Annotated in this window: 20 protein-coding genes; 11 read left to right on the forward strand and 9 right to left on the reverse strand. The window is 70.4% G+C overall.

What is annotated here, in order from left to right; translation table 11 throughout:
- Positions 1-150: 150 nt before the first annotated feature.
- The 5 genes from FNV62_RS09665 to FNV62_RS09685 all read right to left on the reverse strand — a co-directional run bounded on the left by FNV62_RS09665 (position 151) and on the right by FNV62_RS09685 (position 6199).
- Positions 151-1875 carry a fatty acyl-AMP ligase gene (locus FNV62_RS09665; RefSeq protein WP_143607384.1) on the reverse strand — a complete coding sequence of 575 codons (1725 nt, stop codon included), beginning with the start codon at positions 1873-1875 and terminating at the stop codon, positions 151-153.
- Between the two features lie 277 nt (positions 1876-2152).
- Positions 2153-2983, reverse strand: coding sequence for an alpha/beta fold hydrolase (locus tag FNV62_RS09670; protein ID WP_144315080.1), 831 nt, complete (start codon positions 2981-2983; stop codon positions 2153-2155).
- Between the two features lie 102 nt (positions 2984-3085).
- Positions 3086-3736 carry an alpha/beta fold hydrolase gene (locus FNV62_RS09675; RefSeq protein ID WP_144315082.1) on the reverse strand — a complete coding sequence of 217 codons (651 nt, stop codon included), beginning with the start codon at positions 3734-3736 and terminating at the stop codon, positions 3086-3088.
- 85 nt (positions 3737-3821) lie between these two features.
- Positions 3822-4511 carry a response regulator gene (locus FNV62_RS09680; RefSeq protein WP_054228765.1) on the reverse strand — a complete coding sequence of 230 codons (690 nt, stop codon included), beginning with the start codon at positions 4509-4511 and terminating at the stop codon, positions 3822-3824.
- A complete protein-coding gene (locus tag FNV62_RS09685; protein WP_079089705.1) occupies positions 4508-6199 on the reverse strand; it encodes a sensor histidine kinase in 1692 nt (563 codons plus the stop codon). Before FNV62_RS09685 ends, FNV62_RS09680 begins: the two co-directional genes overlap by 4 nt.
- A gap of 236 nt (positions 6200-6435) precedes the next feature.
- Between FNV62_RS09685 and FNV62_RS09690 the strand changes: the two genes are divergently transcribed.
- The 4 genes from FNV62_RS09690 to FNV62_RS09705 all read left to right on the forward strand — a co-directional run bounded on the left by FNV62_RS09690 (position 6436) and on the right by FNV62_RS09705 (position 10532).
- On the forward strand, positions 6436-7296 hold the full coding sequence (locus FNV62_RS09690; protein ID WP_079089704.1) for an ABC transporter ATP-binding protein: 861 nt from the start codon (positions 6436-6438) through the stop codon (positions 7294-7296).
- Entirely contained in the window at positions 7293-8171 is an 879-nt protein-coding gene (locus FNV62_RS09695) for an ABC transporter permease (RefSeq protein ID WP_054228767.1), read from the forward strand. Before FNV62_RS09690 ends, FNV62_RS09695 begins: the two co-directional genes overlap by 4 nt.
- A gap of 79 nt (positions 8172-8250) precedes the next feature.
- Complete coding sequence (locus FNV62_RS09700; RefSeq protein ID WP_205521694.1) at positions 8251-9339, forward strand: ABC transporter substrate-binding protein; 1089 nt, start codon at positions 8251-8253, stop codon at positions 9337-9339.
- Between the two features lie 134 nt (positions 9340-9473).
- A complete protein-coding gene (locus FNV62_RS09705; protein ID WP_144315084.1) occupies positions 9474-10532 on the forward strand; it encodes an ABC transporter substrate-binding protein in 1059 nt (352 codons plus the stop codon).
- Positions 10533-10547: 15 nt separating this feature from the next.
- On the opposite strand, the gene FNV62_RS09710 is transcribed toward FNV62_RS09705, so the two are convergent.
- Together FNV62_RS09710 and FNV62_RS09715 are read right to left on the reverse strand one after the other, a co-directional pair.
- Positions 10548-11339: a DUF427 domain-containing protein gene (locus FNV62_RS09710; RefSeq protein WP_144315086.1), complete on the reverse strand. Its 792-nt coding sequence runs from the start codon at positions 11337-11339 to the stop codon at positions 10548-10550.
- 9 nt (positions 11340-11348) lie between these two features.
- Positions 11349-11630 (reverse strand): SHOCT domain-containing protein, encoded by a 282-nt coding sequence (locus tag FNV62_RS09715; RefSeq protein ID WP_097283588.1) that lies wholly within the window; start codon positions 11628-11630, stop codon positions 11349-11351.
- Positions 11631-11911: 281 nt separating this feature from the next.
- On the opposite strand from FNV62_RS09715, the gene FNV62_RS09720 reads away from it, so the two are divergent.
- From FNV62_RS09720 to FNV62_RS09740, 5 genes are all read left to right on the forward strand, one after another.
- On the forward strand, positions 11912-12340 hold the full coding sequence (locus tag FNV62_RS09720; RefSeq protein WP_054228772.1) for a hypothetical protein: 429 nt from the start codon (positions 11912-11914) through the stop codon (positions 12338-12340).
- A 201-nt stretch (positions 12341-12541) separates the two neighbouring features.
- On the forward strand, positions 12542-13381 hold the full coding sequence (locus FNV62_RS09725; protein WP_143612688.1) for an SDR family oxidoreductase: 840 nt from the start codon (positions 12542-12544) through the stop codon (positions 13379-13381).
- A 110-nt stretch (positions 13382-13491) separates the two neighbouring features.
- Positions 13492-14880, forward strand: a complete 1389-nt coding sequence (locus tag FNV62_RS09730; RefSeq protein WP_144316448.1) for a cytochrome ubiquinol oxidase subunit I — start codon at positions 13492-13494, stop codon at positions 14878-14880.
- The gene (locus tag FNV62_RS09735; protein WP_143600689.1) at positions 14877-15926 is read left to right on the forward strand and encodes a cytochrome d ubiquinol oxidase subunit II; all 1050 of its coding nucleotides are present in this window, start codon (positions 14877-14879) and stop codon (positions 15924-15926) included. Before FNV62_RS09730 ends, FNV62_RS09735 begins: the two co-directional genes overlap by 4 nt.
- Positions 15923-16495, forward strand: a complete 573-nt coding sequence (locus tag FNV62_RS09740) for a gluconokinase (RefSeq protein WP_097283590.1) — start codon at positions 15923-15925, stop codon at positions 16493-16495. Before FNV62_RS09735 ends, FNV62_RS09740 begins: the two co-directional genes overlap by 4 nt.
- A gap of 61 nt (positions 16496-16556) precedes the next feature.
- Here the strand turns inward: FNV62_RS09740 and FNV62_RS09745 are convergent, their stop codons facing one another.
- Positions 16557-16970 (reverse strand): DUF6325 family protein, encoded by a 414-nt coding sequence (locus FNV62_RS09745; RefSeq protein ID WP_054228775.1) that lies wholly within the window; start codon positions 16968-16970, stop codon positions 16557-16559.
- Positions 16971-17178: 208 nt separating this feature from the next.
- On the opposite strand from FNV62_RS09745, the gene FNV62_RS09750 reads away from it, so the two are divergent.
- Positions 17179-18582: a hypothetical protein gene (locus FNV62_RS09750; protein WP_225900216.1), complete on the forward strand. Its 1404-nt coding sequence runs from the start codon at positions 17179-17181 to the stop codon at positions 18580-18582.
- Here the strand turns inward: FNV62_RS09750 and FNV62_RS09755 are convergent.
- Positions 18566-19528, reverse strand: a complete 963-nt coding sequence (locus tag FNV62_RS09755; protein ID WP_097283591.1) for a DUF389 domain-containing protein — start codon at positions 19526-19528, stop codon at positions 18566-18568. The two genes, FNV62_RS09750 and FNV62_RS09755, sit on opposite strands and share 17 nt — an antisense overlap.
- A gap of 129 nt (positions 19529-19657) precedes the next feature.
- On the opposite strand from FNV62_RS09755, the gene FNV62_RS09760 reads away from it, so the two are divergent.
- Positions 19658-20590, forward strand: a complete 933-nt coding sequence (locus FNV62_RS09760; protein WP_179858099.1) for a cyclase family protein — start codon at positions 19658-19660, stop codon at positions 20588-20590.
- The last annotated feature ends 77 nt before the right edge of the window (positions 20591-20667 follow it).

A 20667-nucleotide genomic window follows, 5' to 3' on the forward strand; every position in this document is an offset into this window, starting at 1 on the left:
GGCGACCGTGGACGGCGACCGGTCGACGGCGACGGGTGGACGGCGCGGGCACCGGCGCACGACTGAGGAACCCCTGGTGTACGGCGGGTACACCGGGGTGCCCCCTCGGCGCGGGTGTCCGCGCCGACAGGGGGGTTGACCTCGTCTACCTCATCTAGCGGCGGACGCGCCCACGACCGCGAGGGCGTCGGCGAGATAGGCCGCCCGGGAGGCGTGGCGCTGGATCTTCCCGCTGGACGTCTTGGGGATGGTGCCGGGGTGGACCAGCACGACGTCACGCACCGCGAGGCCGTGGGCCTCGCCGATCGCGCTGCGGATCACCTCGGTGATCCGCTCGGAGTCGGCCGCCGCGTCCGGAGCCGTCTCGGCGACGATGACGGGCTGCTCGCCCTCGACGCCGCCGTCCACGGAGAACGCGGCGGTGCAGCCCGGCCGGAGCGCCCCGTGGGACATCTCGGCGGACAGCTCCAGGTCCTGCGGGTAGTGGTTGCGTCCGTCGATGACCATCAGGTCCTTGAGGCGGCCGGTGACGAACAGCTCGCCCTCGCGCAGGAATCCGAGGTCGCCGGTCCGCAGGAAACGGTCCGGACGGTCCTTCAGCGTGGCCCGGAAGGTCTCGCGGGTGGCGAGGGCGTTGCGCCAGTAGCCCTTGGCGACGCCCGCGCCGCTCACCCAGATCTCGCCGACCTCTCCCTCCGGCAACTCCTCCCGCCGCTCGGGGTCGGCGATCACCACGGTCGTACCGGGGATCGGCCGCCCGGAGCCGACGGCGGCCGCGTCGGCCGCGCCCGCGTGCGGACTCGACCCGGGGGCCGCGGCGAGGACGGGCGGGGTGTCGGCCGAGCCACCGGTGACGATGAGCGTGGCCTCGGCGAGGCCGTAGCACGGATAGAGGGCCTCGCGGCGGAAGCCGACCGGGGCGAAGGTCTCGGTGAACCGCCGCAGGGTGGCGGCCCGTACCGGTTCGGCTCCGTTGAAGGCGACCTTCCACCGGCCGAGGTCGAGTCCGTCGAGGAGTTCGGGGGTGGCGTGCTTGAGGCACAGCTCGTAGGCGAAGTTGGGGCCGCCGCTGGTGTGCGGGCGGTAGCGGCTGAGGGCGGTCAGCCAACGCGCGGGCCGCTGGAGGAAGTGCAGGGGCGAGAAGAGCGTGGCGGTGGCGCCGAGGTGGACGGTGTTCAGGACCGGGCCGATGAGGCCCATGTCGTGGTACACCGGCAGCCAGCTGACGAACAGTTCGTGGTCGTACTCCGCGAGCGTGTCCGGGGTGTGGCCCATCCGCTCGGTGATGGCCCGCTCGTTGTCCAGCAGGTTCCCGTGCGTCACCATCACGCCGCGCGGGGCGGAGGTGGAGCCGGAGGTGTACTGGAGGAAGGCGACCGAGTCGGCGGTGAGGTCGGGCTCGCGCCAGGAGTCGGCCGCCTCGTCGGGTATGTCCTCGGTGGCGACGCAGGTGATCCCGTCCAGTTCGGGCAGGTGTTCCGCCTGGGCGGCCAGGGTGGCGAGCACCTCACGGCCGCCCAGGATCACCTTGGCGTCCGCGTCGGCGATGAGGCGCTTCATGCGGGTCAGGGCACGGTGGTTCTGCGACCGCCCCTGCGGGGGAACGCCCGGCACGGCGACGACCCCGGCCGAAAGACAGCCCAGGTAGCCGCAGATGAACTCCAGGCCGGGCGGGTACAGCAGCAGGGCACGGGATCCGGCCAGGCCGCGTTCCTGCAGCCAGGCGGCGACGGCTCGGGACCGACGGGCCAGACGTCCGTACGAGATGTCCTGGATCTCTCCGTCGCAGTCGCCCGTGACGAGGTAGCGGTATGCCGTCCGCTCCGGCTGTTGCGAGGCATGCGTGGTCAGTAAGTCGACCAGGGAACGAGCCATATGAGGAGTCTCACCTGTTCGAATGAGTGAGCGAGAAAAGTGGAGTTCGAAGGCCGCGGGGTGCGTACGCGCAGGTGCCGTGGCCGCCCGGCCCCCTTGCCGGACAGTCCCTCTCGACCAACCCGCCCGAGGAGCGGCGGCGATGCATACGCCGGCCCCTCGTGGCCCCCGTTCGACTTGCTACCAACGAGTAACACGATAGCAAGTCTTGTCGGCCGGATGGATGTAACCCCGGGTATTCAATAGGTAACTCGCCAATCTGCCGTCCCCCACGCCTTCATGACGTGCCGGGAGTCGCGGGGTGTGCGAGATGCGCGGCGAAGGCGGCGAGGTCGGCGACCACGCGGTCGGGCTGTTCCCAGTGGACGTCGTGCCCGACGCCCTCGTAGGCGATCAGGCGTGAACCGTGGATGGCGTCCAGGATGGTCTGTTGGTCGGCGCGGGGCAGCAGGTCGTCCTGGTCACCCCAGATGACGACGGTGGGCACCAGGATGCCCGCGAGGGTCGCGCGCAGATCGGTGTCGAGCAGTCCGCGCAGGGTCTCCCGCCAGACGTACGCGGGGACCTTGAGGTTTTCTTCGATCATCGTCTCGACGAGGCCCCTGGCGACGGGTCGGGCCACCGCGCCGGAGACGAACTCCTCGACGAACTCCCGGGGGACGGGGTCCGAGAGCCCCTCGACGGCCTCCCGCATACCGGTCACCGCCGGCTTGTCCTCGAGCGTGCCGGGTACGCCGATCAGCACCAGCCCCGAGATCCGGTCGGGATGGCTGCCCGCGACCATCCGGGCGGGCACGCCGCCGCTCGAGGCCGCGACGAGCACGGCGCGGTCGATGGCGACGGCGTCCAGGAAGGCGACGAGGTCGGCGGCGTAGTCCTCGGGCGTGTAGCCCTCGGACGGGCGGTCGGCGTCGCCATGGCCGCGCTGGGTGGGCGCGTAGCCGCGCAGGGCGGCCGGAAGGCGCCTGAGGAGGGGCTCGAAGGCCCACCAGGAGTCACCGAGTCCGTGCACGAGGACGACCGGTGTGCCACCGGGGTAGCCGGCCTCGGCGTAGGGCAGCGTGAGCCCTTCCCGCACCTGGGCGGACTTCAGGGAGATCACGGTCACGACACCCTGCCTCCTTCGCTCCGCCGCCCGGTCGGGGAACCAGGAGCGGAGAGCGAGCGGCGATCCCTTCCGACAGTACCGACGAGTGGCGGGGCCCGCGTCTCAGGACGTCCGGACGAAGTGCGTGAGGGCGTCGGCGTACCGCCCCGGATGGGTGACATGGGGAATGTGCCCCGCCCCTTCGACGGTCCCCCGCCGCGCCCGTGGCAGGGCCGCGGCCAGCCGGTCGAGGATCGTCGCCAACCACATCGGGCTCCGCGTGCCTCCGCTGAGCAGTACCGGTGCGGCGCACCGGGCGAGGGCGTCGGTATCGATCTTCGCCCAGTCGGGGTCGGACTGTTCGTCCAGCCAGGTGGGCGCGTTGTGCACGAACGTCTCGCGCACCGCGGCGGGCAGCCGGTCCCAGGTGCCGGGTCCCATGGCCACCTCCTCCACGAACTGCCGTGCGCCCTGTCGGTGCTCGCCCTTGCGGAGATGGGCGAGGACGGCGTCCATCGAGGCCTGCGTCGGGCGTAGTTGTCCCAGCGCGTCCGGGTCGTCGGCCACGATCGCGACGAGCGGGGGCTCGTGGACCGTGATGCTGAGGAACAACTCCGGCCGGCGCGCCGCAAGCCCCAGTGCGATCGACCGGCCGAAGGAACTGCCCGCCACGTGCGCGGGCGCGGGGCCGAGCCGCTCGATCAGGGCCTCCAGGTCGCCCTCCCCGACGACCTGGTGGTAAAGGTCCAGGTCGCCTGTACGCAGCAGGGGCATGCGTGACTCCTGTGGGTGCAGGGCGGGCGGGAGCGGTCCGCCGTGAGCATGCCTTCAGTGTGCGCCGACTGCACCGGCCGGGACGTCAGGACACGGTGCGGTAGCGGTGTTCCGGGCGGCCGGTCGCGCCGTAACGGAGTTCCAGTCGGACCATGCCCTCCCGAACGAGATAGGACAGGTAGCGCTGGGCCGTGGCGCGGGAGACGCCGGTCAGTTCCGCCGCCTCGGCCGCCGACACGTCCCGGCGGGCGGTGCGGACCGTCTCGTGGAGCAGGGCGAGGGTCGGCGCGGAGTGGCCCTTGGCCGGGACGGTGGGCAGGGCGGTGGGGCGGACGACGCTGAACAGGGCGTCCACGTCAGCCTGGTCGGTCTCCGCCGCCGGACCCAGGACGTTCACCCGGTGCTGGAGTGCGCGGTAGGCGGTGAGCCGCTCGGCCAGGGCCTCGGCACCGAAGGGCTTGACGAGGTATCCGACGGCTCCGAGCTTCATCGCGGTCCGCACGGAGGTGATGTCCCGGTCGGCCGTGATCACGATGGCGTCGGGGCGGGCGCCACCCGCGTCGCCGGTCAGCTGTCGCAGCACGTCGAGGCCGCTGCCGTCGGGAAGGAAGATGTCGAGGAGCAGCAGTTCCGGGTGGAGCGTGTGGACGGCGTCCAGCGCCTCGGCCACGTTCGCCACCTGGCCGACGACCTCGAAGCCCTCGACGCGGGCCACATAGGTGCAGTGGAGTCCGTTCACGCGGAAGTCGTCGTCCACCACCAGGGTCCGTATCACCAGCGCTCCCCTCCATCGGCTGCGGCCAGGGCACCTGCCGGTACCGGCAGGGCCGTCGTGAACAGTGCGCCCTGCGGCGCGGGCGCGGCGTCCGGCAGGGGCAGTGTCACGGTGAAGACCGCGCCGGACCCCTCGCTGACCGTGATGGTGCCGCCGTGCCGCTGGACCAGCCGGTGGACCAGGGCGAGTCCGAGGCCGCGCCGGGCGGTCCCGCGGTCCGGCCGGGTCGACCAGCCGTCCTCGAAGATGGACTCGGCCGCGCCCGGCGGGATGCCAGGTCCGGTGTCGGCCACCCGCACCAGCACCTGCGTGGTGGCCTCGACGACCGTGAGCCGTACCTCCCGGCCGCCCGCCGGGGCCGGTCCGCCGACCGCGGCGTCGAGGGCGTTCTCCAGCAGGTTGCCGACGATGGTCAGCAGCCGGTGCAGATGCGGCGGCTGCTCGCCGAGCGCGGAGTCCTCACCCAGCACGATCCGTACGCCGCGCTCGGCGGCGACCGTCGTCTTGGCCACGATCAGACCGACCATCAGGGCGTTCCCGATGTGCTCGCGCACCGACTCGGTCAGCTCCTGGTCGGCTCCGGCCAGCTCGACGGCGTACTCGTACGCGGACTCGTACTCCCCCACGTCCAGCAGCCCGGCCAGGGTGTGCATCCGGTTGGTGAACTCGTGCTGCTGGGCGCGCAACGCGTCCGTCAGCCCACGTACCGAGTCCAGCTCCCTGAGCAGTCCGACCAGTTCGGTGCGGTCGCGCACGGTGACCACCGCTCCCAGCGCCCGGCCGTGCAGCGTCACCGGCATCCGGTTGACGGCCAGGCAGTGGTCGTCGGTGAGGACCGTGATGTCCGTCCCACTGAGGCTGCCGTCCAGTGCCCGGCGCAGCCGCCCCTCGGGCAGGAGTTCGTCCAGCCGACTGCCCAGTGCCGTGCCCAGACCGAGCAGATGGCGGGCCTCGTCGTTGATGACCGTGACCCGGCCCTCGGGGTCGAAGGCGACCACGCCCTCCCGGATGCCGTGCAGCATCGCCTCCCGGTCCTGCAGCAGGCCGGCGATCTCCTCCAGCTCCAGCCCGAACGTCGTCCGCTTCAGGCGTCTGGCCAGCAGGAACGCGGCCACCGAGCCGAGCGCGGTGGCGATCGTGGCGTACAGGCCGAAGGTGGGCAGCTCCCGCCACAGCTCGCCGAGTACGTCGTGTTCCGGGATGCCGGCCGACACCTCGCCCACCAGCGTGCCCGTGGGCCCCTTCAGCGGAGCCTTGCCGTTGGCGGACCGCCCGGTCGCGCCCTGGTCGGAGCCGACGTGAGGGAGACCGTCGAGCACCGCGATCGGCTCGCCCACCGGCTCGCCGATCAGTGCCGGGGTGGGGTGCGAGTGACGGATGCCGTGCAGGTCGATCACGACCACGTACGACGCCCCCGACGCCTTCCGGATCCGTTCGGCGACGGTCTGCACGATGTCGCCGCCACCGCCGTACTCCATGGCCTGCTGGATCTGCGGCTCGGCGGCCGTGGTCTCGGCGATGGCCAGCGCCCGCTGCTCATATGAGCGGTCGATCTCGGCCCGCTGAGCGAACGCGAACAGTACGAAACCGATGGCTCCGGAGAGGGCCAGGATGGCCAGCTGATTGGCCAGAATCCGCGCGGAGAGCCTCCCCTTCCCGGCGCGGCCGATCCGGATTCGGATGGGCATCACAGGTGCCTTCGCCCTTGTCTTGCTGCCGGGCCCGGCCCCTTCGCCGTAACCCGTGGTGGCGTGATTGTGCCCCACCAGGGACACCCTGCCCACCCCTGGCCCCCTGAGCAGAACGTGCAGAACCCCGGTTAACACAACTAACGCGAGATACGTCTGAAACAGCGACGTAATACGAGGCGGCCTCTAGCGTCTGCCTTCCTCGACCCCGAGGTTAGGGAAGGAGACGGCCTCAGATGGCTTCGCGAAACGATGCCGCGTTGAGCACGGTCGCCGACAAAAGCGGCCAGGACAGCGCGCGAGTCGAGATTTCAGGGCTCACCAAACGATTTCTGACTCCCGCGGGTGAGGTGTTCACGGCGCTGCAGGACGTTTCGTTCACCGTGGAGCCTGGCCAGTTCTGCGCGGTGGTGGGCCCGACGGGCTGCGGCAAGTCGACGACCCTGAGCATGGTCTCCGGGCTCGACCGGCCCAGCGAGGGCTCGGTCAAGGTAGGCGGCCGTGAGGTGGACGGTGTCACCGACGGCGTCAGCTTCATGTTCCAGACCGACGCGCTGCTGCCCTGGAAGACCGTCCTCGGCAATGTGCTGATGGGCCCGGTCTTCCGCGGTGTCCCCAAGCAGAAGGCCCAGGTCTCGGCGCGCGACTGGCTGCGGCGGGTGGGCCTGTCCGGGTTCGAGGACCGCTACCCGCACCAGCTCTCCGGCGGTATGCGCAAGCGCGTGGCGATGGCCGCGGCGCTGATCAACGAACCGAAGATCCTGATCATGGACGAGCCGTTCGGCGCCCTGGACGTGCAGACCAAGGCGATCATGTCGACCGAGCTGCTGGGCCTGTGGGAGCAGATCCGTCCGTCGGTCATCTTCATCACCCACGACCTCGACGAGGCCGTGGCACTCGCCGACCGGGTCGTCGTCATGACGTCCAGCCCCGGATCGGTCAAGGAGGTCTTCGACATCGACCTGCCCCGCCCGCGCGGCGCGGTCCAGGAGATCCGCTTCCAGCCCCGCTTCATCGAACTTCAGCACCAGATCTGGGAAACGCTGCGCGAGGAGGTGGAGCGCGCCTACGCACGCACCGCAGGAGGTACGGCATGAGCACGACGTCCGCAGTTTCCGCCGCGCTGGTCAAGGACGGCACACCGTCCTCGGCCGCGGCCGCCGCGAAGCGGGCCGCCCGGCGGCGCACCGCGCTGGTGTGGGCCGGCCGTATCGGCCTCGCGGCCTTCGTCATCGGCGGCTGGCAGGCGTTCACCACCTGGGGGATCGTCGACCCGTTCTTCTTCGGGCAGCCGTCGGGCATCGCCAAGCGGCTGGTCGACCTCTTCCAGCACGGCACCGAGTTCGGGTCCTTCTACTCGAACATCTGGACAACGATCCAGGAGGCGCTCGCCGGCTTCGCCCTCGGGGCCGTCGCCGGCGTGATCTTCGGCGTCGCACTGGGCCAGAGCCGGTTCCTCGCCGATGTGCTCGGCCCCTACATCAAGGTGGTCAACGCGATCCCGCGTATCGTCCTCGGCTCGATCTTCATCGTCGCGTTCGGCATCGGTGTACTGCCGAAGATCCTGCTCGCCGCGGTACTGGTGTTCTTCATCGTCTTCTTCAACGCCTTCCAGGGCGTACGTGAGGTCGACCGCAACATCCTCGCCAACGCCAAGGTGCTCGGCGCCTCGCAGGCGCAGATCATCCGGCACGTCACCGTGCCCTCCGCGCTCACCTGGATCATCGCCAGCCTGCACAGCGCCTTCGGCTTCGCCATCGTCGGCGCGCTGGTCGGCGAGGTGCTCGGCGCGCAGAGCGGGCTCGGCCTGGTCATCAAGACCGCGCAGAACCAGTTCGACCCCAACGGCGTGTTCGCGACGATGCTCGTCATCTCGGTCATCGTGCTCGGCGCCGAGTGGCTGATCAGCAAGCTGGAGCACCGGCTGCTGTCGTGGCGCCCGCCGGCGCCGACCGAGGCGAACTCCCTCTGACGCCTCCGCACTTTCCCCTCCTTCATCTCAGAACCCTCAGCTAGATCTCGAAACCCTCAGCAAAGGAATGTGGTCAGCCATGTCCAGACGACCCGTCGCCGTCGCCGCGTCTCTGCTCACCGTTCTCGCCCTCGGCACGGTCAGTGCCTGCTCCGGCAACTCGTCCGCCTCGAGCGGCGGTTCGGGCTCCACGCCGACCGTCAAGCTCATGGCCGGCGGCCTCGACAAGCAGATCTACCTGCCGTACCAACTCGCCCAGCAGCTCGGCTTCTACAAGAAGTACGGCGTCAACGTCCAGCTGAGCACCGAGCAGGACGGCGGAGTCGGCGCCGAGGAAGCCATGGCCTCGGGGCAGGTGGACATGGCGGGCGCCTGGTACAACCACACGATCGAGTTCCAGGCGAAGGGGAAGGCGGTCGAGGACGTCGTCCAGCTCTCCGGCGCCCCGGGCGAGCGTGAGATGTGCACCACGAAGTCGGGCGTCACCTCGGGCGCCGACCTGAAGGGCAAGACCCTCGGCGTCACCGACCTGGGTTCGGGCACCGACACCCTCACCCAGTTCCTGGCCGCCAAGAAGGGCGTCAAGACCAGCCAGTACCACCGGATCGGGGTCGGCGCGGGCTCCACGGCCATCGCCGCGCTGCAGAACGGCAAGGTCGACTGCGTCATGACGACGCAGCCGACGGTCGCCGCGATCCAGAAGAAGGGTGTCGGTGCCTCCGCGATCGACCTGGCCACCACGGCCGGCGCCACGCAGGCCATGGGCGGTGCCTATCCCGCGGCCAGCGTGATCGCCCGCACCGACTGGGTGAACTCGCACAAGGACGCGACGCAGAAGGTCGTCGACGCTCTCGTCGCCACCATGCACTGGATCAACACGCACAGCGCGGCCGACATCGCCAACAAGCTTCCGGCGTCGTTCGTGTCGAACCAGTTGGTGACCAAGGCCGACTACATCTCGGCCCTGACCCAGGACAAGGGTCAGTTCCTCCCGGACGGCATCATGCCGGCCGGCGGTCCGAAGACCTCTCTGGCGACAGAGCAGTTGGTCGGCAACGTGAAGGGATCGGTGGACCTCAGCAAGACGTTCACCAATGACTTCGCCATCCAGGCCAACAAGACCGAGGGCTTCAAGACCACCACGACCCCGGCAGGGCCGAACGGCTGAGCCTCGCCGATCACGGGGCCGCCCAGGTGCTTGCCACCTGGGCGGCCCCGGGCCGTGAGCACGAGCACTCGGGCGGGTACCTTCTGCGCCACGCCCGCATGTCCCCGCCCACCCGCTCGCAAAGGAGACCAGTGATGAAGCCGGTCACCACGTCCCTGCTCGCCAGGGCCGTCTGCGCCGCCCTCGCCCTGGCCGTGCCCGCCTGCAGCGGAGGAGGGGGCAGGTCCAGCGCCGCCGTCGCGTCCAGGAACGGCGACGGCACGCCCGCGGTGCGGATCATCGTGGGCGGCCTCGACAAGCAGATCTATCTGCCGGTGACGCTCGCCCGGGAGCTGGGCTACTACCAGGCGCAGGGTCTGGATGTGCGGTTCTACGACGAGCCGGACGGGGTCGAGGCCGAGACCGCCATGATCTCCGGCCAGGTGGACGCGGTGGTCGGGTTCTACGACCACACCGTCGACCTGCGGTCCAAGGGCAGGTCCACCGAGTCCGTCGTGCAACTGCTCCGCGCCCCCGGCGAGGTCGAGATGGTCCGCACCGACGAGGCGGGCAGCGTCAAGAGCCCGGCGGACTTCGGCGGCAAGCACCTGGGCGTGACCGGCCTCGGCTCCTCCACCAACTTCCTCACCCAGTACCTGGAGGCGAAGAACGGCGTCAAGGCGGGCAGCGCCACGTCGGTCGCCGTCGGCGCCGGCTCCACCTTCGTGGCGGCGATGCGGAACAAACAGATCGACGCCGGTATGACCACCGAGCCGACCGTCTCGCTGCTGGAGCGCAAGAAGCTGGCCCAGCCGCTGATCGACCTGCGCACGGCCGCGGGCGCGAAGGCCACGCTCGGCGGCACCTACCCCGCCTCGTGTCTCTACCTCACCACCAAGTACGTCCGGAAGAACCCGGAGGTGGTGCAGAAGCTGGTCAACGTCTACGTCGAGACGCTCAAGTGGATCCAGGCCCACTCCGCCGCCGAGATCGCCGACAAGATGCCGGCCGCCTACTACGCGGGCGTCGGCAAGGCCGTCTACACCAAGGCGCTCCAGAACGAGAAGGGCATGTACTCCCCCGACGGTCTGATGCCCGCCGACGGTCCCAGGACCGTCTACAAGGTCCTCGCCACCTTCGACACGACGGTCAAGGGTCACAGCGTCGATCTGTCCAAGACGTACACCAACGACTTCGTCAACAAGGCCAGGTGACAGCCCGCGCCGCCGTCACGTCGCAGGTCGCGCCGAGAGTGTCGTGGTGAACGGGGTGACGGGCCGCTCCAGGTGTTCCCCGTCCACGGTGATGTCGACCGCCTCGTTGTAGAAGGCGAGGAGGCCCTTGACGGCGCCCACCGCGGGCAGTGGCTCCGGGTAGCTCCAGACGAGGTTCGCCGGGGCGTCGCCGCCACCCCGCCACGACCAGTACGCGGCGGTGCCCTTGTAGGGGCACCCCGTGCTGAGGTCGCTGGGGACGAGCAGGTCGAGGTGGACGTCCTCACGCGGGATGTAGTACCGCGTCGGCAGGCCGGTCTCGAAGAGCAGCACCGGACGGCGGGTGTCCGCGACGACCGTGCCGCCGACCTCGACCCGGACGTGACGGCTGCTCGGGAGGGCGTCCACCCGCTTGTGCGGATCGCGGGGGTGGATGAAGATCTCCTCGTCCTCCTCGTACCAGCGGTCGAGCCCCCGGCCGCTGCGGCTGAACCACTCGAAGGCGATGTGACCGGCCAGGTCGTCGGCGGGGAACGTCCAGGCCGCGTTCTCCAGCAGTGCGCCGTCGACTTCGAGGTCGTAGAAGACCCGCGATCCGCTGTGCGTGCCGGTCGGCGGGTTCTGCGCCGGGCGGAGCAGATCCTCGCGGACCTCCGCGCGTGGGAAGGCGTACAGCGGAACGGGCACGTCGGGCTCCCAGACGAGGACCGGGTGCCGGCTGTCGACGACCGTGACCTCGCCCTTGCACCCGCGCACCCAGCGCCCGCTGGGCTCCCATCGCAGGCCTTCCGCAGTCGTGAGGTTCATGGAACGTCACTACCCAAGGATCCGGCGCTTCTGCTCCTCGAACTCGGCCTCGGTCAGGACGCCCTGGGCCTTGAGCTCCCCGAGCTGCTTCAGCTGATCGATCCTGCCGCTCATGTCGTCGGCCGGGGCGGGCGGTGGGGGCGGCGCGGCGGGCGCGGGCTGCGGCGGGGCCTCCTGGTACTCCTGCTGAGCCCATCGCCCCTGCTGACGGCGTGACACACGGTTCGACACGGCGGTCGCGGTACCGGCCACCACGGCTGTGCGGGCGACCCCGCGAAGGAGACCTGGCACGGCGGTTTCCTTTCTGGAAAGGCGGCCCGAGAATCCGGAAGGCGGCCCGCGAATCCGGGAGGCGGCCCGCGAAATATCCGCACTCCCCTGACCGACGGGAAATTCTCGGCGCATGGGACACGTCCATTGGAGCACCGCACGGATTTCCCCGCACATCGACATCGGCGCCACCCCGCGGGAATTCCGCCGTTCTGCCGGACGGTGACTCTCATGGCAAGCTGAAATGCGGACCACCGACCGGTCACAGGTCAGTGGTGAGGTCTACGTGGGAGGAGCTCGATATGACCACGACTGGAATGCACCAGCGACACGAGACCGGGAGCGGCGGACCGTGGGCGTCCAGCTGGACCGCCTTCGCCGCAGTCATGATGATCTTCGGCGGAGTGATGGCGATATTCGAGGGAATCTCCGCCATCGCCGAGGACGACGTCTTCGTCCTCACCCGCAACTACGCCTACAACTTCAATCTGACGAGTTGGGGCTGGATCCACCTCTCCCTCGGCGTCCTGGTCGTCCTCGCCGGCGCCGCCCTGTTCACCGGAGCGATGTGGGCACGCGTGGTCGGAATCACCCTGGCGGGCCTGTCGATGATCGCCAACTTCATGTGGCTGCCGTACTACCCCGTCTGGGCCATCGTGCTGATCGCCGTGGACGCCTTCGTCATCTGGGCGCTGTGCGTCGGAATCAGCCGGCAGCCCCGCACCGAGTAGCCGAGCGCGCCGTCCCGGGTGGACCCCTGTGGACCCCGCGGATCGGCATTCGGCCGTTCAGCCCGGGCCGGCCCCCCGACCGGCTGACAGCGGACGTGCCGACGCGCCGTCCCGGCTCACCAGTGTTTTCGTTGTGGGGCGGATTCCTCCGAAAAGCGGATTCCTCCGATGGTCCGCGTCGGCACCCACAGGGAGACATGCGTGGAAAGCAGCGGCAGTGATGGTCGCCAACCTCTTGCCTTCCCGCTCCTCAAGGGGCAGAAGGCGCTGGTGACGGGCGCGAATTCCGGCATCGGCAAGGCCACGGCCATCGGCCTCGGCCGGGTGGGCGCCGACGTGGTGGTGAACTACGTGTCCGGGCGGGACGCCGCGGAAGAGGTCGTACGCGAGATCGAGGGCTTCGGGGTGCGCGCCTACGCGCACGAGGCGGACGTGTCGCAGGAGGACCAGGTCGTCGACATGGTGTCCCGCATGGTCGAGGAGTTCGGGACCATCGACATCATGGTGGCGAACGCCGGGCTCCAGCGCGACGCCCCCGTCACCGAGATGACCACGGCCCAGTGGCAGAAGGTGCTGGACGTCAATCTGACCGGACAGTTCCTGTGCGCCCGCGAAGCGACCAAGGAGTTCCTGCGGCGAGGCGTCGTCCCCGAGGTCTCCCGTTCGGCCGGGAAGATCATCTGCATGAGTTCGGTCCACCAGATCATCCCGTGGGCGGGCCATGTGAACTACGCGTCGTCCAAGGGCGGGGTGCAGATGCTCATGGCGACCCTCGCCCAGGAGCTCGCGCCGCAGAGGATCCGGGTGAACGCCATCGCCCCGGGCGCGATTCGCACGCCCATCAACCGCGACGCCTGGGACACCCCCGAGGCCGAGGCCGACCTCCTCCGGCTCATCCCCTACCGCCGCGTGGGCGACCCGGACGACATCGCGAACGCGGTGGCGGCGCTCGCGTCCGACCTCTTCGACTACGTCGTGGGCACCACGATCTATGTGGACGGCGGAATGACGCTGTTCCCCGGTTTCGCCACCGGCGGCTGAAGCGCGGGGCCCCTCAGCCAGCCCGTACGAACCACCGAGGTCATGTGAACAGCGCAGTCGAGCACCTTCTCGCGGACGGCCCACCACAACTCCTCCCGGCCCGGGAGCTGATGGCCTTCACCCTGGCCTCCCACATCCTGCTCGTACCCTTCGGCGTGGCGCTGCCCGCCATCACACTCCTCATGCACTACCGCGGGCTGCGCAAGGGCGACGCCATCGCCCTGCTGCTCGCACGGCGCTGGTCGGCGGTCATGGCCGTCCAGTTCGCGATCGGCATCGTGACGGGCACCGTGCTCTCCTTCGAGTTCGGTCTGCTGTGGCCGGGGATGATGGGCCGGTGGGGCGATGTCTTCGGCCTCGGCTTCGGGATCGAGGCCTGGGCGTTCTTCCTCGAGGCGATCCTCATCGCCATCTACCTGTACGGCTGGCGCAGGCTCAAGCCGTGGACGCACTTCTGGCTCGGCCTGCCGCTGCCGCTGGCCGCCCTGATGGGGGCGTTCGGCATCGTGGCCGCGAACGCCTGGATGAACACCCCGCGCGGCTTCACTCTCGACGCCTCCGGCAAGCCGGTGAACGTCAATGTGCGGCAGGCGGTCTTCACACCGATGTTCGGCCCCGAGTACTGGCACTTCGTGGTCGGCGTGGTCCTGACCGCCGGATACGTCGTCGCCGGGGTGTACGCGGTCGGCCTGCTGCGCGGCCGCCGGGACCGCTACCACCGGCTCGGCTTCACCTTGCCGTTCACCGTCGCCGCGATCCTCACCCCCGTGCAGTTCGTGCTCGGGGACTCCATCGCCCGCTCCGTCTTCCACAAGCAGCCCGTGAAGTTCGCGGCCACCGAGCTGGTGTGGAAGACCGACACCCACGTACCGGAGTACCTCTTCGGGCGTCTGCACACCGACGGGTCGGTCTCCGGCGGGATCAAGATCCCCCAACTGGACTCGATCCTCGCCGGATTCAGACCGTCCACCGAGGTGACCGGCCTGACGTCGGTCCCGGCGAGCGACCGCCCGACGGTGATCCAGGCCACCATCGCCCACTGGGCGTTCGACATCATGGTGACCGTCGGAAGCCTGCTCCTACTGCTCGCGCTCTGGTACGGCTGGTGCCGGCTGCGACGTCGTGAACTGCCCCGGTCGCCCTGGTTCCTGCGGTGTGCCGCCCTCGCCGGCGCCGCCTGTCTGCTGACCGTGGAGTGCGGCTGGATCACGACCGAGGTGGGCCGGCAACCCTGGATCGTCTACCAGAACATGCGGGTCTCGGAGGCGGTCACGGGCACCCGCGCCGCGTCCCTGTGGACGATGTTCGGCATCGTCGTGGTGGTCTACGTCCTCGCTTTCGGTTCCTTCCTGACCGTCCTCGTGAAGATGAGCCACCGCTGGCGGCTGGCCGACGAGGGCGCGCCCGCGGGTGCCGCCACCGGGGATCTGGAGGGCGCCACTCCCTACGGGCCCCGCCCGTTGTCGACCACCGCGAGCGGGGACGGGGGAGACGAATGATCGAGGACGTCGTCGCCTGGGTGCTGCTGGTCGCGGTGGCCGCCTACGCGTGCGCCGGTGGCACGGACTACGGTGCCGGATTCTGGGACCTCGTCGCGGGCGGCACCGAACGCGGCAAACGCCCGAGGTGGCTCATCGACCACGCCATGGAACCCGTGTGGGAGACCAACAACGTCTGGCTCATCTTCGTCCTGGTCATCATGTGGACCGGGTTCCCGGTCCTGTTCCAGACGATCTTCTCCGCCATGTGGCTCCCGCTGGCACTCGCGGCCGTGGGACTCGTCCTGCGCGGTGCCGGCTTCGCCCTGCGCAAGCCCGCGCGGCGCCTCGCCCGGCGCAGGGTCTACGGCGCCGTCTTCGCCGTCTCCTCGCTGCTGACCCCCTTCTTCCTCGGCGCGACGGTCGGAGGCATCGCCACGGGCCGGGTGGCGCCCGGCACACAGGCGTCCGCCGACGCCTGGTCCAACGGGACCTCCGTGATCGCCGGGCTGCTCACCGTCGCCACGACCGCCTTCCTCGGGGCGGTGTTCCTGACCGCCGACGCCCGCCGCTTCGACGCCCCCGACCTCGTCGGCTACTTCCGGCTGCGGGCCTGGTGCACTCTCGTCGTCCTCGCCGTGCTGGCGATCGTCGGCCTCGCCGTGACCCACGACGACGCGCCCTACGTCCACGACGGGCTGACCGGCGGAGTCGGTCTCGTCCTCGTGCTCATCGCCGTCGTCAGCGCGTTGGCCACCGCCTGGCTGCTGTACCGCGTCGCGACGGGATGGGCGAGGGTCACCGCGATCGGCAGCGTGGCCCTCGTCGTCGTGGCCTGGGGACTGGCCCAGCGTCCCTATCTCATCCCCACCTCACTGACCGTGTCCCAGGCGGCCGGGGCGTCGACGACGCTGCGCTGGCTGATGCTGGTCTCGATCATCGCGCTGGTGCTCGTGGGGCCGCCGCTCGTCCTGCTCTACCGGCTGGACACCCGCGGGGCGCTCCAGCCCCTCACCGAGGCGGACCTGCGGCAGGCGGCACCAGGCCGGGAACCCGAGAATCCGTGACCGGGGCCGGGGGCAGCGCCGGAGGCGGCGAAGGGGGCGGGAAAAGGCCCCCGATCATAGTGGTCCTGGGCGTGTCGGGATCCGGGAAGACCACCTTCGGCCAAGCGGTCGCCGTGGAGCTCGGCCTGGCGTTCGTCGAGGGCGACGACTTCCATCCCGCGGCGAACATCGCGAAGATGACCGCGGGCCACGCCCTGGACGACGCCGACCGCGCGCCCTGGCTGCGTGCCCTCTCCGACCGCATCCGTCGCTCCGCCGAGGCCCACGAGGGACTGGTCGTCGCCTGTTCCGCCCTCAAGCGCGCCTATCGCGACGAGTTCCGGGAGGCCGGGGGGCCGGCGTTGCGGTACCTGTACCTCGCCCTGGACCGGGCGACGGCCCGGGACCGTGTGTCCCGGCGCACCGGCCACTTCATGCCCGCCCGGCTGGTCGACTCGCAGTTCGAGACGCTGGAGCCGCTGGAGCGGGACGAGCCGGGCATGACCCTGGATGCCACGGCCGACCTGCCGATGAACCTCGCCCGGGTGCGGGCCGGCGTCGAGCGCTGCGCCGGGCGCCCGGGCCCCTGACGAATCAGGCGCTCACGGGCACGGCGCCGATGCCTCCCGAACGCGCGGGCGGCGGCCGTGGCTACTCCGTGGCGTCCAGCGCGGCCAGCACGGCGGGCACCGGGATGCGCCCGGAGGCGACCAGTTGCGCACCGCCGCGGCGCAGGGCGGTGGCGAAGGGAGCGGCCCACAGGTTCTCGTAGACCAGGATTCCGGCCGAGTTGCCGGGCTCCAGGGCGCTGCCCGCTTCTTCGATGTCGTCCTCGCCCAGCAGGCCGGAGGAGGCGCCCTCGAAGACGGCGAGGTCGAGGGCTCCGTCGCCGGTGAAGTCGGCGATCTCCATGCCGACCACGGATCCGTCCTCCTCCTTCCTGACAAACATCAGATCGAGGATCCGGATGACGCCGCGGTCCACCAGGTCGACCAGCAGGGGAAGGCCTTCGCCGGTCATGCGGTTGCCGGGAAACTCGACAACTATATAGTCGATAGGGCCCATTTCGGCGAATTCATCGCTCACGGCGGAATCGCTCACGGCTTCACCCCTGGGTGGTCATGGAGTTTCCCCTGTCCCCGAATGCCTGCGCATCGACGGGGCCGGAATTCCATTGCAGCATCGGACGGAAGGCGCCGCACCTCGGTGCGGTATTCACCCGCCGGGCCGGTTCCGGGTCGCGGGATCGGATCCGTACGCCTCTGCTGTAACCATGACGAGCAGCCCGCCTCCATCGGACCCGGACCGCAAGCCCCCAGAACCGTCCGGCGAGCAGCGGCTCTCGGCGCGGGAGCGCAACGAGCTGGACGAGCTGCGGCACCGGGTGAGCGCTCTGGAGACCGGGGGGCCGTCGCGGGCCGCGCGGCACCACTGGCTCCGCTCGACGGGTTCGGTCCTGCTGATTCTCCTCGCCTCGCTGCTGTCGCTGCTGGCCGTCGTCGCGGTCTGGGCGAACAACATCGTCCGGGACACGGACCGCTATGTCGCCACCGTGGGGCCGCTGGCGAGCGATCCGGATGTGCAGAAGGCGGTCACCAACCGGGTCACCACCGCCGTCCTGGCGCAGATCGACGTGGACGCGCTGGTCAAGGATCTGGAGCGGGCGGCGTCGGAGAAGGGTGCCCCGCCGAGGGCGGCCAAGCTGCTCGGCGACCTGGGCGGCCCGATCACCAGCGGTCTGAAGAGTCTGGTCGGCGACACCGTGCAGCGGGTGGTCTCCAGCAAGGCCTTCGACACCGTCTGGGTGGACGCCAACCGCCGGGCCCACAGCGCGCTGGACAAGGCTCTCACGGGCAACGCCACCGGTGCGGTGTCCGCCAAGAACGGTCAGGTCACCATCGACGTGGCGCCGATCGTGGCCCAGGTCAAGGACCGGCTGGTCAGCGCCGGCTTCAAACCGGCCGCTCGGATCCCGGCCGTCCACACGGACTTCGTGGTGTTCGCGTCGAAGGACATCGGCAAGATCAAGACGTATCTGCGGGTGCTGGACATCATCGGCGGCTGGCTCCCCGTCATCGCCGTGCTCATCGCCGCCGCGGGCGTGTACCTGGCCACCGACCGTCGCCGGGCCCTGATCGGGGCCGCGCTGGGGGTGTTCGCCGCCATGGTCGTGCTCGGCATCGTCCTGGCCGTCGCACGGGCGGTCTATCTCGACCATCTGCCGGTCGGGACGTCCGAGGACGCCGCCGCCACGGTGTTCGACTCCCTGGTCAGGTTCCTGCGCGCCGGTGTTCGCGCGGTCGGCGCGCTCGCGCTCGTGACGGCCGCCGGCGCCTTCCTCGTCGGGCCGTCCCGGATCGCCGTCCTGATCCGTACGGGCTGTCGCAGGGGCATCGGCGCCCTGCGCGACGTCGCCGTGTCGGCGGGGCTCCCGCTGGGTCCGGTCGGCCGGTTCGTGCACCGCTTCAAGCGGTGGATCGGCGCCGCGATCCTGGCGGTCGCCGCGATCGTGCTGTTCACCTGGAGCTACCCGACCACGTGGGTCGTGGTGTGGACCGTGGTGATCGTGCTGGTCGCCTTCGCGATCCGCGAGTTCCTGGACACCGGCGCTCCCTCGGCCGCGGCCACTTCGACGTCGTCTCCTCCGGCGCCGTCCGCCCCTACGCCGTCCGCCTGACCTCGCGCCGGTGCCGGCGTTCGCCCACCCGCCGCCAGATCGCCCGCTGGCACCTGAGCGTGCCGGTCCCGACCACGATCAGTACGACGATGTTGAGCAGGAGTTGGAGCAGCGACCCCCAGGCCTCGTCCCAGCTGGCGAACGCGCACGAGACCCCGATGTCGGCCCCGGCCGGAATGGTGGTCACCGAGATGAAGACGCCGAGGAGAGCGCTGGTCCGGGCCTCGGCCAGCGAGACGATGCCGACGACGCCGGCCAGCACCGCCACCACGGCCGAGAAGAAGTTGGGGGTGTTGATCAGATTCGAGACGGGCCTGACACCCAGTTCGAAGGCCCTCGGCTGGAGCCCGAAGCCCCGGACGAGCAGCGAGAAGAGGAAGGTCGCGGCGACGGCCAGCGCGAAGCCCACGAGCAGGGCCATCAGGCCCTGCCGGATTCTCGGCCGGGAGCCGTGGTCGATCGCGAGGGCGACGCTGGTGATGGCCCCGTACTCGGGTCCGACCACCATGGCGGCGACGATGAGGATCTGGGAGTTGGTGATGATGCCGACCGCGCCGATGAGCCCGGCGACGACCAGGAAGAGGTAGAAGCTCGGGGGGTATCTGCCCTCGGCCCGGATCCGCGCCTCCACCTGCGCCCACACCGGTGCGCGCGGCGTGGCCCCGAGCCGCTGGACCGCGGTCCTCGCGGCGTGTTCCGAGAACACCGTGTCCACCGGATCGAGGACGATGGAGCCGTGGCGCTCAAGGCCCAGGTCCCGCAGGCCGCGCAGCACGTCGTTCGCGGCTCCGGTCAGGACGTCGCACTCGATGGCGTCACCGTCGGGGTTGCGTACGCCGCCCGTCTGGAGGACCACGTTCAAGGCGCACGGCTCGTCGCCCAGCAGGGCCATGGTGCGCCGCGTGAGCTCCGGCGGGCACACCGCGCGGACATGAATCATGTCCATCCGGACCTCCGCGTTTCGGTGCGGTGCGCCGGCTCGTGACGTGGACAGGTCGCTCCTTCATTAACGCGGTGGGGCCTGTCCCCGGCAACTCGGCGTGCCGGAATCCGGCTTCTGTCGGAGTCTGGTGACATGCCGATGCCCGACGAGCTGAGCGAGGCCGAGTTCCGGTCGCTCTACCGCCGACTGCGCGGCACGGCCTCTCTCGGTGGCAGGCGCCGAGGCGCCCTGGACACGATCACCGAGGAACAGGTGCTGGCGGCCGTCCGCGAGGTGCGGTCGGGACGTACGGTGTCGCTCGCCGCCCCCGTGGAGACCCGTACCGAACCCGACGACGCCGATCCGGCCGAGCACCGGCTCACCGCTCCGGCCGACGGCGAACCGGCCCCGAAGGGCCTGGACTTCGCGCGGGACCGCTTCGCCATGAACATCCACGGCGATGTGGACAGCCACCTCGACGCACTGTGCCATGTCATCTACGACGGCACGCTGCACGGCGGCATACCGGCGGCCGACGCGCTGTCGCCGGAGGGCGCGAGCGTCCTGTCCGTCGAGCTGGCCCGCGACGGCATCGTCGGGCGTGGCGTCCTCCTCGACATACCCCGGGTGCACGGCCTCTCCTGGCTCGAGCCCGGATCGAACGTGACCGCCGAGGACCTGAGCGCCGCCGAGACCCGGCAGGGGCTACGGGTCGGCCGCGGCGACATCCTGCTCGTACGGGTCGGACACCGCCGGCGCCGCGAGGAGCTGGGCCCCTGGGACGTGGCCGCCGCCCGTGCCGGACTCCATCCGACCGCGATGGAGTTCGTGGCCGACCGGGAGGTGGCGGTGCTGGGCAGTGACGGCAACAACGACACGGCCCCGAGCGTGGTGCGAGGGGTCGCGTTCCCGGTGCATGTGCTCGCCGTCCACGCCTTGGGGCTGCATCTGCTCGACTATCTGCGGTTCGAGGACCTCGCGCCGATCTGCGCGCGGGAAGGCCGCTGGTCGTTCCTGTGCGTGATCGCCCCGCTCCGGCTGCCCGCGGCCACCGGCTCGCCCGTCAATCCCCTGGCGATCCTGTGACGACGGTCGTCACCCGGCGATCCCGTAGGGGCCGGCGCTCGCCCCGACGGTGCCCTGATGGTCGCCGTCACCCGGGC

It is taken from the genome of Streptomyces sp. RLB3-17 (assembly GCF_007113425.2).
Lineage (GTDB): Bacteria > Actinomycetota > Actinomycetes > Streptomycetales > Streptomycetaceae > Streptomyces > Streptomyces mirabilis_D.

Coding starts and splice junctions, on each gene's coding strand:
- FNV62_RS09695 (WP_054228767.1), top strand. CDS start 7,293: ATGAGCACGACGTCCGCAGTTTCCGCCGCGCTGGTCAAGGACGGCACA.
- FNV62_RS09730 (WP_144316448.1), top strand. CDS start 13,492: ATGGCCTTCACCCTGGCCTCCCACATCCTGCTCGTACCCTTCGGCGTG.
- FNV62_RS09665 (WP_143607384.1), bottom strand. CDS start 1,875: ATGGCTCGTTCCCTGGTCGACTTACTGACCACGCATGCCTCGCAACAG.
- FNV62_RS09750 (WP_225900216.1), top strand. CDS start 17,179: ATGACGAGCAGCCCGCCTCCATCGGACCCGGACCGCAAGCCCCCAGAA.
- FNV62_RS09675 (WP_144315082.1), bottom strand. CDS start 3,736: ATGCCCCTGCTGCGTACAGGCGACCTGGACCTTTACCACCAGGTCGTC.
- FNV62_RS09735 (WP_143600689.1), top strand. CDS start 14,877: ATGATCGAGGACGTCGTCGCCTGGGTGCTGCTGGTCGCGGTGGCCGCC.
- FNV62_RS09745 (WP_054228775.1), bottom strand. CDS start 16,970: ATGGGCCCTATCGACTATATAGTTGTCGAGTTTCCCGGCAACCGCATG.
- FNV62_RS09755 (WP_097283591.1), bottom strand. CDS start 19,528: ATGGACATGATTCATGTCCGCGCGGTGTGCCCGCCGGAGCTCACGCGG.
- FNV62_RS09705 (WP_144315084.1), top strand. CDS start 9,474: ATGAAGCCGGTCACCACGTCCCTGCTCGCCAGGGCCGTCTGCGCCGCC.
- FNV62_RS09685 (WP_079089705.1), bottom strand. CDS start 6,199: ATGCCCATCCGAATCCGGATCGGCCGCGCCGGGAAGGGGAGGCTCTCC.
- FNV62_RS09710 (WP_144315086.1), bottom strand. CDS start 11,339: ATGAACCTCACGACTGCGGAAGGCCTGCGATGGGAGCCCAGCGGGCGC.
- FNV62_RS09720 (WP_054228772.1), top strand. CDS start 11,912: ATGACCACGACTGGAATGCACCAGCGACACGAGACCGGGAGCGGCGGA.
- FNV62_RS09700 (WP_205521694.1), top strand. CDS start 8,251: ATGTCCAGACGACCCGTCGCCGTCGCCGCGTCTCTGCTCACCGTTCTC.
- FNV62_RS09760 (WP_179858099.1), top strand. CDS start 19,658: ATGCCGATGCCCGACGAGCTGAGCGAGGCCGAGTTCCGGTCGCTCTAC.
- FNV62_RS09690 (WP_079089704.1), top strand. CDS start 6,436: ATGGCTTCGCGAAACGATGCCGCGTTGAGCACGGTCGCCGACAAAAGC.